Here is a 17885-nt window from a genome sequence, read left to right on the forward strand (position 1 = left end):
TACGCTGGAAGTTGAATTGAAAATACTACGTAAAAATGAGTCTCTGCGAGACTTTTGGGCCTCCGATCGCTGTTGTCTTCCGAGTTTCTGATTTGATAAACCATTTAGCGGTTGAAATCGGAAGACAAAGGCGAATGCTTCGCTTCTGCGGCTCCAAAATTCTCTCCATTCCATTTATTTTACGATAAACCTTCAACCCCAACTTCCGGCCGCTAACCAGCAGCGGTTGAAACGGAGCGGAGCAGGGGCTGGCGAGTGACTGGAATGCACTCGCCGAATGATTTGAAGACAAGACCCGGCCTTTCAGCACTGACCGTGCTTTCGGCCCTTAAATGTTACTTTTACTCATACTTTTACCCATACCCGGGCTTATATTCATGCTCTTGCTCCAAATCCCATAATCCTGCCTAAAATGCAACATTCCTCTCATTAATCCCTCCTGGTATGGAAAATGTTGCACAAAAGGCAGGATTCCTACCCCCGTAAGTCAATTAGCCGAAAGAATATTGCAATTTATGCAACAATCCACTAAAACACCGGGGTATCTTCAGCGCCAAGCTGCAATATGTGCAACATTTCCCGCTTACTCACCCAATAGACTAATTAGTTTTCAGGTCAACGGCTAACTGGTTAGCTAACCGTACGAGGGCGCTCCATCCGGCCGACGCCGGGCATATGCAGACTGGACCATTCCGGGTGATAATGATCGACACGGCTGACCACAATCGTCATATCATCATGGACCTCATTCCCCTGATAGCGGATTACCTTATCCAGCAGCTCATCCGCCATATCCTGCGGGTCATCGCCCTCCAGCTCCTGAATCAGACGTTTCATCCATATCTCCTTATTAACGGCATATCCGGGCGCATCATAAATACCATCGGTCATCATGATGAGGATATCACCGGGACGCAGCTGCATGGTGACCAGATCCACCTCAATGTCTTTGATGATGCCGATTGGCAGATTGCTGGCCGTTACAGGAATTACCTCGCTGCCCCGCCGGATGAAGCTCGGAGCGGAAGCAATCTTCATGAAGATGGTCTGCGCCGAATACTGGTCGATCAGCGCCATATCTACTGTCGCATAGAATTCATCCGGGGAGCGCAGCAGCAGAATGGAATTGACGGATTTCACCGCCAGCTTCTCATCCATCCCCGATTGCAGCAGCTTTTCCAGCATGGATAACGCAGCGCTGCTCTCCATCCGGGCTCGCTCCCCGTTCCCCATTCCGTCACTGATAGAGACGGCAAAGGTGCCGTTGCCCAGCTCCACCGTACTGAAGCTGTCTCCCGACAGCATATCGCCTCCCATCGCAGCGGCAGCTACGCCGGAGCATATCTCGTAAGCCTTGGCCGAGCCAAAGGTCACCATCGACAAGCCCTCGCGAGGATGGACGGCGGTCTCACTGACCACTGCGATATTCTCCTCCAGAATATCCGAGAGCAGCGGGGCGATCATTTTGCGGCATTCATCGAAGCCCCGGGTGTAGGCATGCACGACCTCAATCTCCACCCGGCCGGGATCGAGACTCAGAATCTCAATGCTGTGAATGGAGAGGCCCAGCTTCTCCAGCGCCTCCCGGATCTGGCTCTCCTGACGGTACATCGCCTGCCCTTCCCGCTTAATCTCCTTCGCCAGATCCTCCATGACCTGCGAGACACCGGATAATTGCTCGGCCACAAATTGGCGGCTGTCGTATATTTGCCGCTTCCAGCGCATATCATGCTGGTATAGCTCATATTGCCCCTTCATCACCTCAAGCACCTCCCCCGTCCTGCCGCAGATCCGGCTCCACTCCGGCGGCAGCTGGGCAGCGGTAATGTCCGGGCACTCCTCAACCGTGGTCATCATGTCCGTCATATATCTGTAGGTCTGATAGAACTTGGCGTCCCAGCAGTGGGTCCGCCGGATGCACCCGGCGCAGGCTCCTTCTGTTACCGTATTCATAAAGTCCTCCATCTCACGGTCGCTTTTGCCCGCCTCTGCGGCCCGGGGAATCTGCCCGAAGCTGCTGGAGAGCTGCTGGAATACCTGTGAGAACTGGGTCACCCGGTCTGCTGTAATATCCCGGACCCTCCGGGCATATTCATGCTGGGAACGGCTGTGATCGGCCGTGCCTGGTACATATTTGGCTATGGCAGTAATCAGCCCCTTAGGTGTTAGAAGAAACAATACTACGGCTGCACAGGTCTCCCAGGTGGAATTCATGACATCGCCCGGTCCCATGAAATAGACCGATAGAATCGTTGATCCCAGCAGCATCCCGATGGAGACCGCCCCTTTGCGTCCGGACTGCATCATCCCTGCCAGCATCCCGGAAAAGGCCAGCAGGCTCATTTGATAGATGGCTCCGATATCGGCCAGACTGAGGATCAGCCCGGTCACTACGCCAACCGCAGCACCAAGCGGCGCTCCCCCGGCCAGGGCAAAGATCAGAATCAGAAACCGCGATAACACATGCTCCAGTGAGAGCCCGTTAATAGTCCATCCGACAAGGCCAGTCATAACGGAAGCCAGCAGGATGATCAAACAGAGTACCTCCTCATTGCGGAGTGCCCTGCTTTTCTGCTTATAGGTGAATAAAGGAAGCGCCTGCAGGAATACAAGCGTCAGCACGAACCCGAGTATGGCATCAATGGCCGCCATCATCAGCGGATACCACGTGAGTGAAGGACCCATAACGACCTGGAACAGTCCCACCATAAAAGAAGCTACGAACACCATCAATGGGGCATAAGACAGATCCACCCGCTGGAAGTTCTCCAGCCCTTTGTAGATCAGATAAAAAATAATCAGCTCTGCCGCAACCACGAGGGCACCCGGAAACGGTGTGAAGAGACTGCCGAGCACGATGGCTGCAGCCACAGGGAGCATGGAATCCCTGCGCATAAATACAATGACGGCAAAATAAGCAGCAGCAAACGGGGTAAGCTCATCCAGGATCATAGCCCGTCCCAGCAAAAAGCCCATTAGGCTAAGGAGCAGCGCCCACTTCTTAACCGCGATGAACTGGACCATCGGCAGCCTGGTGCCCCACGCCGTAAGGCGCGTACCAAAGGCTTCTTTCTGATTTTTGTCTTTGCTTCCTGCTCTTGTCCACTCCGGCAAATTCACCACATTGCTTTTACTCATTCCATGCACCACCCGTTTATGAATTTTATGGTTCTCATTATATAGCGGAGGTCTTAAGAAAGTTTGTCAGAAACAGAGAGCAATCTGTAAAAAATTTCCGACAAAAAAGCCTGTCCCGACATTCTGTGGAAAAGCCTTTCAATCCCGTACGGGGTAAAAGATTGGCTGCGGACTGCCGCAGTCGCACTGCCGGTTGCAGGTAATGCCCGCGCGGACATTCGTCAGCGATTGCCCTAGAGTTATGTGAGAATGGCATGGATGCTGTCGGCAATTTGTTCAAAGCCCGACAAAAATAGCCGGAAGCTCGGGCGCGCGGTATAGAGCTGGGGCGGGCTGGGCTGCTCATACTCTGCGTTGCGAGCAAATTGTAATCGGTTTTCCGGTTACATTTGGTCAATGCGCCCCCACTTTGCTGATTGTAATCGGTTTTCCGATTACATTTGATTCACGCACCTCCACGCTACCGAATGTAGTCGGTTTTCCGATTACATTCGGCCCGCGGGCACAAACACAAAAAAACCGCGAAGGGCAAAGGACGCCCCAGCGGTTTATTTATGATGTGCAAGACTCAGATTATACGCGCTTGGCTCCACGGCCGCCGCGCTTTCCTTCTGTGTTCTTCTTGATCGAAGATATCCGTTCTTCGCTGTCTTTCAGGAAGCGTGACATTTTATCCTCGAATGAAGGTTTACCGGCTGCAGGCTTGAATGGACGCCCACCCCGTTCACGATTGAATCCACCGCCGCCTCCGCCACTGCCGCCTCCGCCGCCGAAACGGTCTCCACCGCTTGGACGTTCAGGTCTTGGAGCTCTGGGGGGACGTACTTCCGATGCCGGCTTATCAACGGCTTGCTTAATGGAAAGTCCGATCTTGCCGTCCTTGTCAACATTGATCACCTTAACGGTTACTACATCCGCAATCTTCAAATGATCGTTAACATCCTTGACGTAGTTATCGGCGATCTCCGAGATGTGAACGAGACCTGTGACACCTCCTGACAGATCCACAAATGCTCCGAAATGCGTGATGCCTGTCACCTTGCCCTCTAACTTGGTGCCCACTTCAATTGCCATAGAATAAAATGATCCTCCCTTAAAAATATACAGACGAATATAATGTCCATCCTGTCTGCGGTGATTTGATTATACAGTAAAGAGCAAAGCAAGGCAACACAGCGTAAGCCTCTTTTCTCCTGCTTTTATTGCCCGGATTGCTCGGTACGGATGGGTAATTCCCCTGCAGGATACATATTGTACCATTTACGTGCTAATTGTCCGATATACTCATCGTCATTCAGCCGCGAGACCTCATATTTCAATTGATTCAGCGTGGCTGTTACACTCTCACTGTTCTCTTTCTTACGGGCGAGCTGTTCGCTCTTGTCGGCGATTGCTGCGCTCTGGGCAAAGAAAGTGAATCCGGCCCAGCCGAAGAAAATAGCCATCACAAGAATCCATATAAACTTTCTTCTCTTCGCGCCTGCGGCCGAAGCATTCTGGTTCGTATTCTTCTCTTCCGCAGAGAATCTGTTCATTCAGCTTACCTCCAGTTCCAGGGTTTCAAGGTCAGCGCTTCCGCCACCCTGATATCCACTCGGTGATCCTCACGATCCGGGCGCTATGAACGAACCGGGATGCATACGGAGAGGCCCACCTTACAGGAAGTACCCAGATTGGCTTGGTTAGACGCAGCAGCAGCTTAAAAATATAAAGAAGGACCCGGCCGATCAGCAGCACTGTTCCCTTAACCAGGCGCCACAGCCAGAGAATCGGACCTCCGATGACTATGGTAACGAACCGCCATAGCATCCTGCATACATACTGAACCGACTGAATTAACCTTACCACAAAACGCTGCACCGTAATACTGAAGATCAAAAAATAGATCCATACACCTAGAAAGAGGCCAAGAACGACATAAAACCTCAATTGTCCCTGGTTTCCGGCATAAAGCATGCGAAAGACCAGCAGGGCCGCCCCTATCCAATACAGCAAATCCAGCAGCGCATTCAGCCAATTGGGAAATCTCAGCTTCTGCGACAGCACCCGGTAGCTGTCATAGGCCAGTCCCATGGCAATGCCGGACAGAATCATATAGAGCAGGGTGATCCATTGAACGGAGGGATTCATTTAAACAGCTTGCGGAGAATCCCTTTATTTTTGCCTTGCGCCCCGGGGTCCAGATAAATCAGGGAATGAACATTGCCTTCAAGGGACAGCATTCCATTCTCCAGACTTAGATTCTTGATATGTAAATGAGTCCCCCGAATAGTCAGCTGACCAAGTTCTGTACTCAGCAGAAACTCTTCGCTGTCAAAGCTCTCCACATTCTGCACACCGGTAAGCTCAATCTGCTTGCGGCTGCGCATGTGCAGATCATGCTGTTTGTTGACTTTGGCTGGCTCGATCATAGCATGTACCCCTCCTTCTTGGTTCTAATCTATGAAGGAAGGACAGGGTATAGAACAGGTGGAAACAAGAAAATAACCCCACAAAGTGGGGCTTTAGCTTAGATGATGACTCAGGTACTTTGCGGGGACCCCAAAACATATAAATTCTTATCTTTTAAAAAAGAGGCATCCCGCTCCGCCGTCTTCCGGCTTCAGGGATACCTCTTAACCTTATGCTGCGATGATCTGCTACCAGTCGAGTCCCGTGCTTTTGGCAACAGGTTCTTCACGGAGCAGGGTATACATTCCGGCGGCCTCGTCCTTGCGGGTGGTTTCCACCAGCTTTTCCACTTTGACCGTCACAAGCTTTTGGCCGAACTGCACGGTAATCTCGTCACCGATCTTTACCGTGCTACTCGGTTTGGACTCCCGTCCATTGATCAACACCCGGCCCTGTTCGGACACATCCTTGGCCACGGTGCGGCGCTTGATCAGACGGGAGACCTTCAGGAACTTGTCCAGACGCATTAGTTAACGGCTTCTTTGAGCTTGTTGCCTGCCTTGAAGGCCGGCACTGTGGATTCAGGAATTTCGATAGGTGTGCCCGATTGCGGGTTACGGCCGGTACGGCCGGAACGTTTGCGCGTTTCAAAAGTACCGAAGCCGATCAGCTGTACTTTATCTCCGCTTGCGAGAGCTTCTGTAATTTCGCCCAGCATTCCGTTAAGTACGGTTTCTACGTCTTTTTTGGATAGTCCGCTTTTCTCGGAAATGTTGTTTACCAGATCTGTCTTGTTCATAATTTGAAGTTCCTCCTAGGATACAAAAAATAAATGAAAATCAGGTTTACCGGAAAATCACGGCAAATCGTCATTTCGTCTTTATGATATTCTGGACTCCGCCCTCAATTCCTGCCACGATCCGCCGTTTTTTTTGAAAAAGTAACATCATGCGTAGGATATGGGGCTTTTAGCACTATAACATTATAAACCTCTCAATGCACTTTAAATCAGAGATTCGCGCCAATAGTCACAGCATTGCCTTGAAACGCACGGGATATACCGCAGAAGACTATAATTCTAGAATCTATTGCTTCCGCTCTTCCGCCTTGGCTTCCTGCCAGAGGCCTTCCATCTCTTCAAGCGGGCTGTCCTCCAGCCGGACTCCCTGATCGCGCAGACGCCGCTCAATATACTCGAACCGGGCTACGAACTTGCGGTTGGTACGGGTCAGGGCTTCTTCCGGATCGGCTCCGATGAAGTGGGCCGCATTGGTGGCTGCGAACAGCAGGTCGCCCAGCTCCAGCATCTGCTCCTCGGCGGACTGTCCCGTCTCAATCGCCTCCTGGAGCTCGTCAATCTCCTCGCGGATCTTAGCCAGCACATCGCCGGTGTTGTCCCAGTCGAATCCGACTTTGGAGGCCTTCTTCTGCAGCTTGTACGCCTTCATTAGTGCCGGCAGATCCCTTGGGACCCCGCTAAGTGCGGACAGGGCTTCGGGCTCCACGCCTTTACGCCGCTTCTCCTCAGCCTTCATCCCTTCCCAGTTCTGCAGCGCTTCCTCGGCATTGCCGGCCGCCTGATCCCCGAAGACATGCGGGTGGCGGAACAACAGCTTCTCATTCAGCCCCTCTATGACATCGTAGACACTGAAGGTTCCCAGCTCCTCTTCCATCTGGGAGTGCAGCATAATCTGGAGCAGCAGATCACCCAGCTCTTCCTTCATATGATCCGGATCATCCTCGTCAATCGTCTCCAGCACCTCATAGGTCTCTTCGATCAGATTTTTGCGCAAGGATTCATGCGTCTGCTCACGATCCCAGGGGCAGCCCTCGGGGCTCCGCAGAATATCGACAATTTCATGCAGCCGGGCAAAGGTGCGATTACGCGCTTCATCCGCACGGCTCGCCGGAACATATACCAGCGACAGATTACCATAGCCGTCCAGCCGGTCCAGCTCGTACAGCGGCACGCGGAGTATCTGCTCCTCGCCCTCCACCCCAAGCGCATGTGCGGCAATCACCTCATACTCGGGCGGGTAGAGCTCCATCAGGCAGAGCTTAGTCTCAGACGCGGTGAAGCTGTCATAGACCTGCCCGATCAGGGTATGCAGCTCCGGGTGGAGCTGGGAGCTGCGGATACCGGAGGCATCCAGCAGCTGGAAGCCATCAATCGGATCAAAGCCCAGACGGACGAATGCTTCATCCAGGAAGCTCTCGCCGCCGAGGATATTCAGCTCAATGCCCGCCTCCGGGCAGCGCCCGCGCAGCAGGGAGACGGCGGATTCGGCCACCATGGGATGCCCCGGCACGGCATAGACGATCTCCGTGCCCTGCGGAGCGGCCGCAGCCTTCTCGATCAGCGTTGCCGTAATGGCTTCATAGACCTCCGGGAAGGACGACAGCGACTCATACAGCCCGTCGAAGGACTCCCAGGCGATCTCCATCTCCGCCAGTGCAGCCATGACAGGATGCTCTGCGGTCCGCACGTATACGGCCGAGGCCGCCTTCAGCTTCTTGATAATGCCGAGTGTCAGCCGGTCCGGGTTCCCGGAGCCCAGGCCGACGATCGTTAATGTTGCGCTCATGCCAGTCTACTCCTTCCAGGCAGCCGCCTGCTGCTATTCGCGAAGGCGGCTGCGCTATGTATGTTCAGCGCCTTAAGGGAACAGGCGCAGCTTTTTTAGCTTGTCCGCTAAGCGGGGGCCGACGCCCGGAAGCTGGCGCAGCTCGCTCTCGCTGAGCAGCCGCAGCGCCACTGCGCCGAGTGCGAAGACGGCGCAGCCTGCGAGCACGCCGAGCAGGCTCTGCGCCAGGGCCGCGGTCCGCCCGCCGCCGAAGCCGGCGGCGTCTGCCGCCCAGGCTGCGCCGCGGCTCACGGCTGCGGCGGCCAGCCCCAGGCCCGCGAGCAGCGCCGCGGGCTTCAGCAGGACATCTGCGGCGCGCAGCCGCAGATGTCCCTGCCGGTAGAGCAGCAGCACGTTCAGCGCTGCTGCGAAGAGATGTGCGGCCACGCCGGCGATGGCCGCACCGGTAATGCCCTGCTGCGGGACCAGCAGCAGGTTGAGGGCCGCCTTAAGCGCTGCTGCGGCCAGGAGGTGCAGCGCCGGCGCGCGCACGGCGCCCAGGCCTTGCAGCAGCGCGGCGGAGATGATGCTGACCGTACCGCCCGCGGCGGTGAAGGCCAGCCAGGTCATTGCGCCGCTGCCGGCAGCATCTCCGTACAGAGCCGTGTTCACCGGCTCTGCAAGCACGGCCAGGCCTACGGAGGCGGCTAAGCCCAGCAGCCAGAACCAGCGCAGCGACAGCGTGATGCGCGTGCGGATCAAAGCCTCATCCCGCTGGTACTTCGCTTCGGCCAGCGCCGGGATGAAGACCACCGAGAGTGAGGTCGCCAGCATCGTTACAATCTGCACGAGCGGCAGCCCGCGGTTATAGATGCCGAACTGGGCCATCGCAGCCGTCTCGCTGCTCCCGCTCCCCGTAAGCAAGCGGGGAACCGTGAAGACATCAACCAGTCCGATTAACGGAACCGCCAGCGCGCCAAGCATCACCGGGAGGCCGTAGGCCAGCAGCTCGCGGGCAGGAACGCCCTGCTTGGCACTTCGTACAGCCGATGCCGTTCTGTCCTTGAGCGGAGCTTGGAGCTGCCTGTCCGGCAAGCCCCGGCGGTGGCTGCGCCAATACAGCAGCATTACGCCAAGACCCGCAATCCCGCCTCCAGCGGGCCCCAGCATCGCACCGGCAGCAATGCCTGCCGCATCTGCGCCAGCACCCGTCAGATACAGCAGCAGCGCGATCATGACCGCGACGCGTACCGACTGCTCGACCACCTGTGACACGGCGGTCGGCATCATATTGTGCAGTCCCTGGAAGTAGCCGCGCAGCGCCGCCATCAGCGGCACCACCGCCAGCCCCCAGGCGCTGCTGCGCAGAGCCGGGACAATATGGGAGCTGCCGACCCATACCGCAATCAGCGGAGCCCCGGCGTAGACGAGTATCCCGAGCAGCAGGCCGCTGGCCGCCGTAATTCCGGCTGAGAGCAGCAGCACCCTCCGCCCCTGCTGCACGTCCTGTGCCGCCGAAGCCTCGGCCACGAACCGTGAGATAGCGGAAGGCAGCCCGAGCATGGCCACCGTCACAAGAATTGTATACAGCGGATAGACCGTATTGTAAATGCCGAACGCGGCGTCACCGCCCAGATTCTGCAGCGGTATCTTCTGTAGCGTACCGATCAATTTCGAGAAAATAGCTGCCGCGCTAAGAATAAAAGCGCCCTGCAGCAGCTTCGAGCCTTGCGAATTGGATGTCATCGTTTACCTGCTTCTACAGCCATAACTGCCATAATATAGAGCTTCCTTGCTTTATACCTAAGCAAATGAATTTCTATATTATAACTTATCCAAGCCTAGAAGTGTAAGTGACCCTGCTTAGGTTCCCAATCCGGTCTCCTTCACAGCAAAAACCCGCCATTCCCTACGGTTATATAACCAAAGGAAAAGCGGGGCTCTTCAGCACCAGCTGATTACTGCTCCATTTGCTTGCCCAGGAAGGCTGCGGCTGTCTCTGCCATTTTCACTTCCATCTGGGCCATTTTGACTGAATCATCCTTATTCAGCAGCACTACGCAGCCGATGGGATCTCCTCCGGAGATAATAGGCGCTGCCACATACGTGGATAACAGCTCCGAGTGGTCCTTGCTGATGTCATAGCTGCCTGCATTGGTCTCAAGCATCGTTTTACGGCTTTCCATTACCTTTTCCAGCAGCACGCCCACTTGCTTCTCCAGATAATCCTTCTTGGAGCCGCCGGCGAGCGCGATGAACGTGTCCCGGTCCGTAATCATGGTAATATGCCCTGTTCCTTCATACAGCGACTCTGCATATTCTTTGGCGAAATCACCCAACTCACCAATCGGCGAATATTTCTTCAGGATAACCTCACCATCGCGGTCAACAAAAATTTCCAGAGGATCGCCCTCACGAATCCGCAAGGTGCGTCTGATCTCTTTAGGAATAACAACTCGTCCGAGGTCATCAATACGTCTTACAATACCAGTAGCTTTCATTTCACATGTTGCCCCGCTTTCTTAAGAAGTATGGTCCAACTACTGTCCATTATGGGAATGGTTAATCCCGGTGATTTATCGTAATATCTGACCATAGTATTCATCTCTTCCCAGTTCCTTATACATCGGTCAGCCCGCATATAATTGTTCATGGAGAATGAGAACGCCCTGACCTGGCATCTTTCCAGTTATGATCACTAATTGGGGTTTCTATACCACCGCACCATTCTCCGCATTTCCTTTTGTGCCGAAAAAAAACCGCCCGGATGCATGGCGCATCAGGCGGCTTGTCCAGCCTAACTTTATTTAGCGGCTTCCGTAGCAGCCGGTGCATCTGTAGCGGCTGGCGTGTCACTACCCGCAGCCGGTGTAGCTGTCGCTGCCGGTTCACCTGCAGGAGCAGAGCTCTTCGGCAGGTTGATTTTAATCTCCAGACTATCCAGGTCCTTCTCCAGGAAGGTCTCCAGGCTGGCAGAAGCCGCAGCGTTCTTCACGGCTTTGAGCTGGTCGGCAGTCAGCGTATCGAAGGTAGTGTCCTTGCGGGCTTCCACCTTGATAATGTGATATCCGTAAGTAGTCTTGACCGGCTCACTGATCGTATTCAACGGAAGACTGTGGGCCGCGGCTTTGAACTCTGCTACATAATCTACCAGAGCCTTGTCCTTATATTCGCCGCCGGTTTCCTTCGTGCTGGTATCATCCGAGTATTCCTTGGCAACGGCTGCAAAGTCCGCACCGCTATCCAGCTTCGCCTTCACTTCCTGGGCGCGCTTCAGCGCGTCGGCATCCGTCCGCTCCTTGCCGGCGCTATCCGTCAGGCCAACCAGGACATGACGCAGAGTAGCCACACTATAATCAGCCTTGGTGGCTTCATAATGGGTCTTGACCTGCTCGTCCGTTAATTTCAGCAGCATGTCCTGATATACGGTAAGTACGCGCTGCATATAGGAACGCAGGTCCGACTCGCTCAGATCCTGTTCCTTCAGCGTGCTTTTGTATTTGTCGCCCAGCGCAGTCTTGATCGAGCCGATCTGTGTATCGACTTCTTTCTCCGCAGCCTTCTTCGCTTCATCCGAGGCCTTGTCCGCCAAGTATTCGAATGCGACCTCCTGCTTCAGAATGGACTCCTTGAACATATCAATCTCCAGATACTGCGCCTGCTCGGGGGATAAGAATTTCATTACGCGGGTATCCAGATTGAATTCCTTCTGGGTAATGGTGCCGCCCTTATACGTTGCCACCGCAGTATCATCACTTTTATTGCTGCAGGCAGCAAGCATGGAGAAGGACAGGGCTGCGGTCAGTGAGACCACCAGTACCTTCCAGGATTTTTTATTTAACGACATTGTGTAATTCTCCCTTCGATTTTAAAGACTGTTTGGCTGCCGCCAGGAATTGCTCCAGCACATCCAGCAGCTCCTTGTCACCTAAATCCTTCGCTTTGATACGGATAGTTGCCTTGGCATCCTTATCAAATTGTACACGCCTTTCAAAGCTATTACCAACTTTGGCGAGCTTTGCCGTATCAAAGGCCCCGAGGCTGCCCTCGTGGAAATTAAGCAGGACCTCATCCCCGCGCCGGACCATGGATTCCATGCCGTACAGCTTGCCGTACACCTTCAGCCGGGCCACAGAGAGCAGATTAATAACGGACTCCGGCAATTCGCCGAACCGGTCCAGCAGCTCATCCTCAAGCTCCGAGGCATCCTCGAAGGAGGCTACTGCAGCCACTTTTTTATAGATTTCTATTTTTTGGATACTGTCGTAAATATACTCGGAAGGAAGATAAGCGTCAATCGACAAATCAATGACCGTATTCCCCTGCTTCAGCGAAGTATCCTCCTCGCCCAGCACGCTCACCTTGCGTTTGCGGATTTCCTCCGCCAGCATCTGCGAATACAGGTCGAAGCCGACCGAGGCGATGAAGCCATGCTGCTCCGCCCCCAGCAGATTGCCTGCTCCCCGGATGGAGAGATCGCGCATAGCAATTTTGAAGCCGGACCCTAGCTCTGTGAATTCCTTGATGGACTGCAGGCGCTTCTCAGCCACCTCTGTCAGCACTTTGTCGCGCTGGTAGGTGAAGTAGGCATAAGCAATCCGGTTGGAACGGCCGACACGTCCGCGCAGCTGATAGAGCTGGGACAGGCCCATTTTGTCAGCATCATGAACAATCAGTGTATTTACATTAGGAATATCGACACCGGTCTCTATAATACTGGTGCTGACCAGCACATCATACTCTCCGTCCAGGAAGTCGAGAATCGTCTTCTCCAGCTCCGATTCCGACATCTGTCCATGCCCGATACCCACTCTTGCCTCCGGCACCAGCATGGAGATCTGCGCCGCCATTTCCTGAATACCCTGTACACGGTTGTACAGATAGTAGACCTGACCGCCACGGGCCAGCTCACGCTCCACAGCTTCCCGGGTCAGCGTCTGGCTATGCTCCACCACATACGTCTGTACGGGAAAGCGGTTCTCCGGTGGTGTCTCAATAACTGACAAGTCACGCACCCCGAGCATCGACATATGCAGCGTGCGGGGAATCGGCGTTGCTGTCAGTGTCAATACATCGACATTGGTCTTCAGCCGCTTCAGCTTCTCCTTGTGGGTCACGCCGAAACGCTGCTCCTCATCGACAATCAGAAGGCCGAGGTCCTTGAAGACCAGATCCTGTGACAGCAGGCGGTGTGTACCGATAATGACATCCACTGTCCCCTGGCGTACTCCCTTGATCGTGTCATTCTGCTCCTTGCGGCTGCGGAACCGGCTCAGCACCTGAATATTCAGCGGATAATTGGCAAAGCGCTCGCGGAAGGTCTCGTAATGCTGCTGCGCCAGAATCGTCGTCGGCACGAGCACCGCCACCTGCTTGCCCTCTATCGCAGATTTAAAAGCAGCCCGGATCGCCACCTCTGTCTTGCCATAGCCAACATCGCCGCAGAGCAGCCGGTCCATCGGACGGTTCTGCTCCATATCCTTCTTGATCTCTTCGATCGCCCGCAGCTGGTCACGGGTCTCCTCATACGGGAACATCTCCTCGAATTCGCGCTGCTCCTGCGTATCCTTCTCGAAGCCATAGCCAAGTGCGCTCTGGCGCTCTGCGTACAGCTTGATCAGATCATCGGCAATATCCTGAACCGAGCTCCGCACCTTGCTGGTAACCCGGGTCCATTCATTGCCGCCCAGCTTGTATACCTTCGGCTCCTTGTCTTCCGAGCCCACATATTTCTGAATCAGGTCAATTTGTTCAATCGGAACAGAGAGCTTGTCGCCTCCGGCATAGAGGATATGCATATAGTCGCGGTGGATGCCGCTGACCTCAAGCGTCCCGATGCCCATATATTTACCGATCCCGTGATTCTGGTGAACCACATAATCGCCGATCTTCAGCTCGGTATAGCTCTTAATCCGTTCGGCATTATCCATGCCCTTGGAGACCTTCCGCGCCTTGCGCTGCTTCTGCGAGAACATCTCACCTTCAGTGATCACCGCGAGATGAATCGAAGGAAGCTCGAAGCCGGAGCCCAGGTTGCCCTGCAGGATCGTTGGCTCCTCAATTCCATAGTCATCCAGTACCCGGCGGATACGCTCCATCCGCTCCTCGCCGTTCGCCAGCATGATCACCTTCACGCCGGACTTGTGCCAGCGCTCCATCTCGGATTTCAGCACATTCATCTGGCCATGGAAGTCCTGCATTCCGCGGCTGATGAAGCCTAAGATATTCTGTGGCTGAATATGCGGAACCTGACGCAGAAATATCGACATGAACAGGCTCTGGAACGGACGCTGGTACATAATAACATCGCTGTCGACAGAGAGCTGCAGCTCAGGCAGCGTCTTGCCGTTCTGCAGCAAGTGCATATTCCATTCCGACTCATCCCGCTCCAGCTGCTTGGCCGTCTCCAGAAGTCTGGCCGGCTCATCCAGGACAAGCAAAGTATCCTGAGCCATGTAATCGTACAGATGAATGCGTTCAGGGTAGAGCAGACTGATATATTTATAGACTTCCGGGAAATAGGTGCCCTGCCGCAGCATCTCCAGCTCCCGGCCCATCTCCTCACGCAGGCGCAGCTTGGCCTGACGGTCACTCATCTTCTCAAGCTGCCGCTCCAGCATCGCAGACGCAGCGGTAGAAGCCGCATCCTGGCGGAGCTGATCGAATATAATCTCCTTCGCCGGTGTAATCTTCACACTGCGGACCTTATCGATGGAGCGCTGATCCATAGGATCGAAGGTACGGATGGAATCTACTTCATCATCAAACAGCTCCACCCGGTAAGCCAGTGGAGAGGTCATGGGATAGAAGTCGAGAATACCGCCGCGTACACTAAGCTCACCGCGGTTCTCTACACGCTCCACCCGCTCATAACCCATCTCAATCATAGACATGAGGAAGTCATCCAGTGGCAAGGTTCCGTCCTGCGAAACCGTAAGCTGCGCTTCAGCCATGACATGCGGAGCGGGTAACAGTCTACGAACGCCGGAGTATGGAACAACTACAATTCCCCGGAAGCCCTGGGCGCAGCGCGTCAGCACATCAATCCGCTGGGCCAGCGTCTCCGGGCTTGAGACAGCGGCCTCAGCCGCAACCAGCTCATTCGCCGGGTAGAGCAGCACACGCTCCGGGGAAAGCGCTTCCTGTAAATCATCAGCCATCTTCTGGGCTGAGAACATATTATGGGTCACAACCAGCAGCGGACGCTGCGTCTCCTCATGCAGGGCAGCCAGCATGATTTGTCTGGCCGAGCCGGATAGACCGGAGATCAGCTGTTCCTTCATCCCTGCTGCGATGCCACGGGTGACAGACTGGAAATCAGTATCCTTGGAAAAATCTTCTATAAGACCTTGTAACAACAGGTGCACCTCTCTTACTAAACAGGCTAACAGCGGCAAGCCGCTGTCACCTATTATAATTGGAATCGAAAACAAGCCTCAGCGGATAAGGCCAAGGCTTGCGGATGACGATAGAGACAGGCGCTTCCACCTTACTGAAGCGGACTGGCCAGCAGGCTGAGCTCAGGGTTGTTATCCAGCGCCTGCTTGCAGTAATCGCAGGTCACCTTCACCGTAATCTCGCCTTCTGAATCATACGCTATTATATCTCTGCGCTCCGCAGGGGTCAAGGATTGCAGCCCCAGCTGCATCTCTGTCATATCGCTCCTGCCAATGCTTCCCAAGAACGTCCGGCAGTGCCTGCATACATAGTGTATTGCCATCTATATGCCTCCTGAAGGTAGTATATACCTCCAGTATGCCCCGCCCGGGAAGGCTTTAGCCGCAGGGTCCTGAACTCTATGCCTTGTATTTCATCCGTTGAATTTGGCCATGGTCTGTTCAAAGGTATGCTGCAGGCTAAATTCCACAGCATCGCAAGTATCACTTATCATGCTCTCAAGCTTTGCTCCATCCTTCTTGGCGAAGGTAGAGAGTACGTAGTCCACTATAGCAAAACCCGGCTCCGGACGGGATATGCCCATCCGCACCCGGTTGAAGCTCTGGGTGCCCGTATGCTGAATGATGGATTTGATGCCATTGTGCCCGCCGGCGCTGCCCTGATAACGCAGCCTGATCTTTCCCAGCTCCGTATCCAGGTCATCATAGACCACAATCATATCTTCCAGCTGGACCTTATAATAATCCATATAAGCCCGTACCGCTTCCCCGGACAGATTCATGAAGGTCATCGGCTTGATCAGCACCGTCTTCACACCGCCGATCATCCCTTCACCGATTACCGATTTGCACTTATTCTGGTTAAAGGCAATTCCATGTCTGGAAGCAAGCTCATCGAGGGCCATGAAGCCGACATTATGTTTGGTCTTCGCGTATTGCGTTCCGGGATTCCCGAGTCCAACAATCCATTTCATATTTAAGGTTTTTCCTTTCCACCCGGTACTCTCAGCAGAAGAGTTCCGTTTTTGGTACAATAAGTTTATACTCCGGAGACAGGTGATGAACATGCCACATCAGGGCGATATCTTAACACTGCAGCGCCATTTCCAGTACCATATTCAATATGCTGTGCCTGTTGAAGTCTATAGGGGGAACGTGCACGTAGACATCGGTGTAATTACAGCGGTAGACGAAGGCTTCGTAGAGCTGCAGGGTACGCTGTACAACCGCAGTCTCTTCACCTTCATCTCCCGTCCGGGATATTGAGGCTTATAAGGGCCTCGGTCCCAGCCGCTGCATCACGCCGATAAGGGTTACATCTTCCGCTTGACGAAAGGTGTAACCCTTTTTCTGCTGATCTGCCTGCGGTCTATTCGATTTCGAACAGCTTACTGATCGACAGCTCTTCATGCACGCGAATGATAGCTTCGCCCATAAGCGGGGCTACGGACAGCACCTTGAGCTTCGAGGTCGGGTTGCTGCTGCGAATTGGAATGGTATCCGTCACGATGATTTCTTTGATCGGAGAGTTTTCCAGACGTTCATGCGCCGGACCGGATAATACAGGATGCGTACAGCAGGCGTAGACTTCTTTCACGCCGCCTTCCATCAGAGCATTGGCTCCCAGAACAATTGTTCCTGCCGTGTCGATGATATCATCGATCAGGATCGCCGTTTTGCCTTCAATATTACCAATAATGTTCATGACCTCACTGACGTTCGGTTCAGGACGGCGCTTGTCGATAATCGCCAGCGGAGCGTTAAGGAAGTCTGCCAGCTTTCTGGCCCGCACCACACCGCCATGGTCAGGAGAGACGACCACCGGATTCTGAATTTGCTTCGAACGGAAGTATTGGGCCAGAATCGGAACACCCAGCAGATGATCCACAGGAATATCGAAGAAGCCTTGAATCTGCATCGCATGAAGGTCCATAGTAATGACGCGGTGTGCACCCGCCTTCTCAATCAGGTTCGCTACCAGCTTGGCCGTAATCGGATCACGGGAACGGGCCTTACGGTCTTGACGGGCATACCCGTAGTAAGGAATCACGACATTGATGCTCTTCGCGGAAGCACGCTTAAGCGCATCTACCATCACGAGAAGCTCCATCAGGTTGTCGTTCACCGGTCCGCAGGTGGACTGTACAATATAGACATGACAGCCCCGGACACTCTCCGACAGCTTAACCTGAATCTCTCCGTCACTGAAGCTGGTTGTATGGGACTCGCCCATCGGAATGCCGATATAATCAGCAATCTGGCTGGCCAGCTTAGGATTGGAGTTGCAGGTGAAAATCTTGAGTTTGGAATCACAATAAGTCATAAAATATAAACCCTCCGTGACGGAATTTAACTGGCCAAAGCACCGGCGCGGAAGTGCAAGAAGTCCGTCCGG

At 54.2% G+C, this 17885-nt stretch carries 16 protein-coding genes; 1 reads left to right on the forward strand and 15 read right to left on the reverse strand.

Features of this window, described 5'->3' with window-relative positions; translation table 11 throughout:
• Positions 1-630 precede the first annotated feature (630 nt).
• The 14 genes from spoIIE to pth form a co-directional block, all read right to left on the reverse strand.
• Positions 631-3138, reverse strand: a complete 2508-nt coding sequence (gene spoIIE, locus NSU18_RS19415; RefSeq protein ID WP_341015445.1) for a stage II sporulation protein E — start codon at positions 3136-3138, stop codon at positions 631-633.
• 573 nt (positions 3139-3711) lie between these two features.
• The gene (locus tag NSU18_RS19420; protein ID WP_036696437.1) at positions 3712-4212 is read right to left on the reverse strand and encodes a S1 domain-containing RNA-binding protein; all 501 of its coding nucleotides are present in this window, start codon (positions 4210-4212) and stop codon (positions 3712-3714) included.
• A 125-nt stretch (positions 4213-4337) separates the two neighbouring features.
• On the reverse strand, positions 4338-4673 hold the full coding sequence (locus tag NSU18_RS19425) for an FtsB family cell division protein (protein WP_341149817.1): 336 nt from the start codon (positions 4671-4673) through the stop codon (positions 4338-4340).
• Positions 4674-4704: 31 nt separating this feature from the next.
• Positions 4705-5268 carry a spore cortex biosynthesis protein YabQ gene (yabQ, locus tag NSU18_RS19430; protein ID WP_341015451.1) on the reverse strand — a complete coding sequence of 188 codons (564 nt, stop codon included), beginning with the start codon at positions 5266-5268 and terminating at the stop codon, positions 4705-4707.
• Entirely contained in the window at positions 5265-5549 is a 285-nt protein-coding gene (gene yabP, locus NSU18_RS19435) for a sporulation protein YabP (protein ID WP_341015453.1), read from the reverse strand. Before yabP ends, yabQ begins: the two co-directional genes overlap by 4 nt.
• 228 nt (positions 5550-5777) lie before the next feature.
• The gene (locus tag NSU18_RS19440) at positions 5778-6056 is read right to left on the reverse strand and encodes an RNA-binding S4 domain-containing protein (protein ID WP_036723951.1); all 279 of its coding nucleotides are present in this window, start codon (positions 6054-6056) and stop codon (positions 5778-5780) included.
• On the reverse strand, positions 6056-6328 hold the full coding sequence (locus tag NSU18_RS19445; protein WP_076082787.1) for an HU family DNA-binding protein: 273 nt from the start codon (positions 6326-6328) through the stop codon (positions 6056-6058). The genes NSU18_RS19440 and NSU18_RS19445 overlap by 1 nt, the downstream gene beginning before the upstream one ends.
• Positions 6329-6614: 286 nt before the next feature.
• On the reverse strand, positions 6615-8114 hold the full coding sequence (gene mazG, locus NSU18_RS19450; RefSeq protein ID WP_341149818.1) for a nucleoside triphosphate pyrophosphohydrolase: 1500 nt from the start codon (positions 8112-8114) through the stop codon (positions 6615-6617).
• A 72-nt stretch (positions 8115-8186) separates the two neighbouring features.
• Positions 8187-9839 (reverse strand): putative polysaccharide biosynthesis protein, encoded by a 1653-nt coding sequence (locus tag NSU18_RS19455; protein ID WP_341149819.1) that lies wholly within the window; start codon positions 9837-9839, stop codon positions 8187-8189.
• A 212-nt stretch (positions 9840-10051) separates the two neighbouring features.
• The gene (spoVT, locus tag NSU18_RS19460) at positions 10052-10594 is read right to left on the reverse strand and encodes a stage V sporulation protein T (protein ID WP_209879194.1); all 543 of its coding nucleotides are present in this window, start codon (positions 10592-10594) and stop codon (positions 10052-10054) included.
• A 302-nt stretch (positions 10595-10896) separates the two neighbouring features.
• On the reverse strand, positions 10897-11940 hold the full coding sequence (locus NSU18_RS19465) for a peptidylprolyl isomerase (RefSeq protein ID WP_341149820.1): 1044 nt from the start codon (positions 11938-11940) through the stop codon (positions 10897-10899).
• Positions 11927-15451, reverse strand: coding sequence for a transcription-repair coupling factor (gene mfd / locus NSU18_RS19470; RefSeq protein WP_341149821.1), 3525 nt, complete (start codon positions 15449-15451; stop codon positions 11927-11929). The genes NSU18_RS19465 and mfd overlap by 14 nt, the downstream gene beginning before the upstream one ends.
• A gap of 131 nt (positions 15452-15582) precedes the next feature.
• Positions 15583-15813: an anti-sigma-F factor Fin family protein gene (locus NSU18_RS19475; RefSeq protein ID WP_340750471.1), complete on the reverse strand. Its 231-nt coding sequence runs from the start codon at positions 15811-15813 to the stop codon at positions 15583-15585.
• A gap of 90 nt (positions 15814-15903) precedes the next feature.
• Positions 15904-16464: an aminoacyl-tRNA hydrolase gene (pth, locus tag NSU18_RS19480; RefSeq protein ID WP_341149822.1), complete on the reverse strand. Its 561-nt coding sequence runs from the start codon at positions 16462-16464 to the stop codon at positions 15904-15906.
• Positions 16465-16549: 85 nt separating this feature from the next.
• Here pth and NSU18_RS19485 point away from each other — a divergent pair, with 85 nt between their 5' ends.
• Positions 16550-16756, forward strand: a complete 207-nt coding sequence (locus tag NSU18_RS19485) for a hypothetical protein (RefSeq protein ID WP_445321814.1) — start codon at positions 16550-16552, stop codon at positions 16754-16756.
• 103 nt (positions 16757-16859) lie between these two features.
• On the opposite strand, the gene NSU18_RS19490 is transcribed toward NSU18_RS19485, so the two are convergent.
• Positions 16860-17813: a ribose-phosphate diphosphokinase gene (locus NSU18_RS19490; protein ID WP_019914487.1), complete on the reverse strand. Its 954-nt coding sequence runs from the start codon at positions 17811-17813 to the stop codon at positions 16860-16862.
• Between the last annotated feature and the right edge of the window lie 72 nt (positions 17814-17885).

Origin of the sequence: Paenibacillus sp. FSL H8-0048 (assembly GCF_038002825.1) — a bacterium.
GTDB lineage: Bacteria > Bacillota > Bacilli > Paenibacillales > Paenibacillaceae > Paenibacillus_AQ.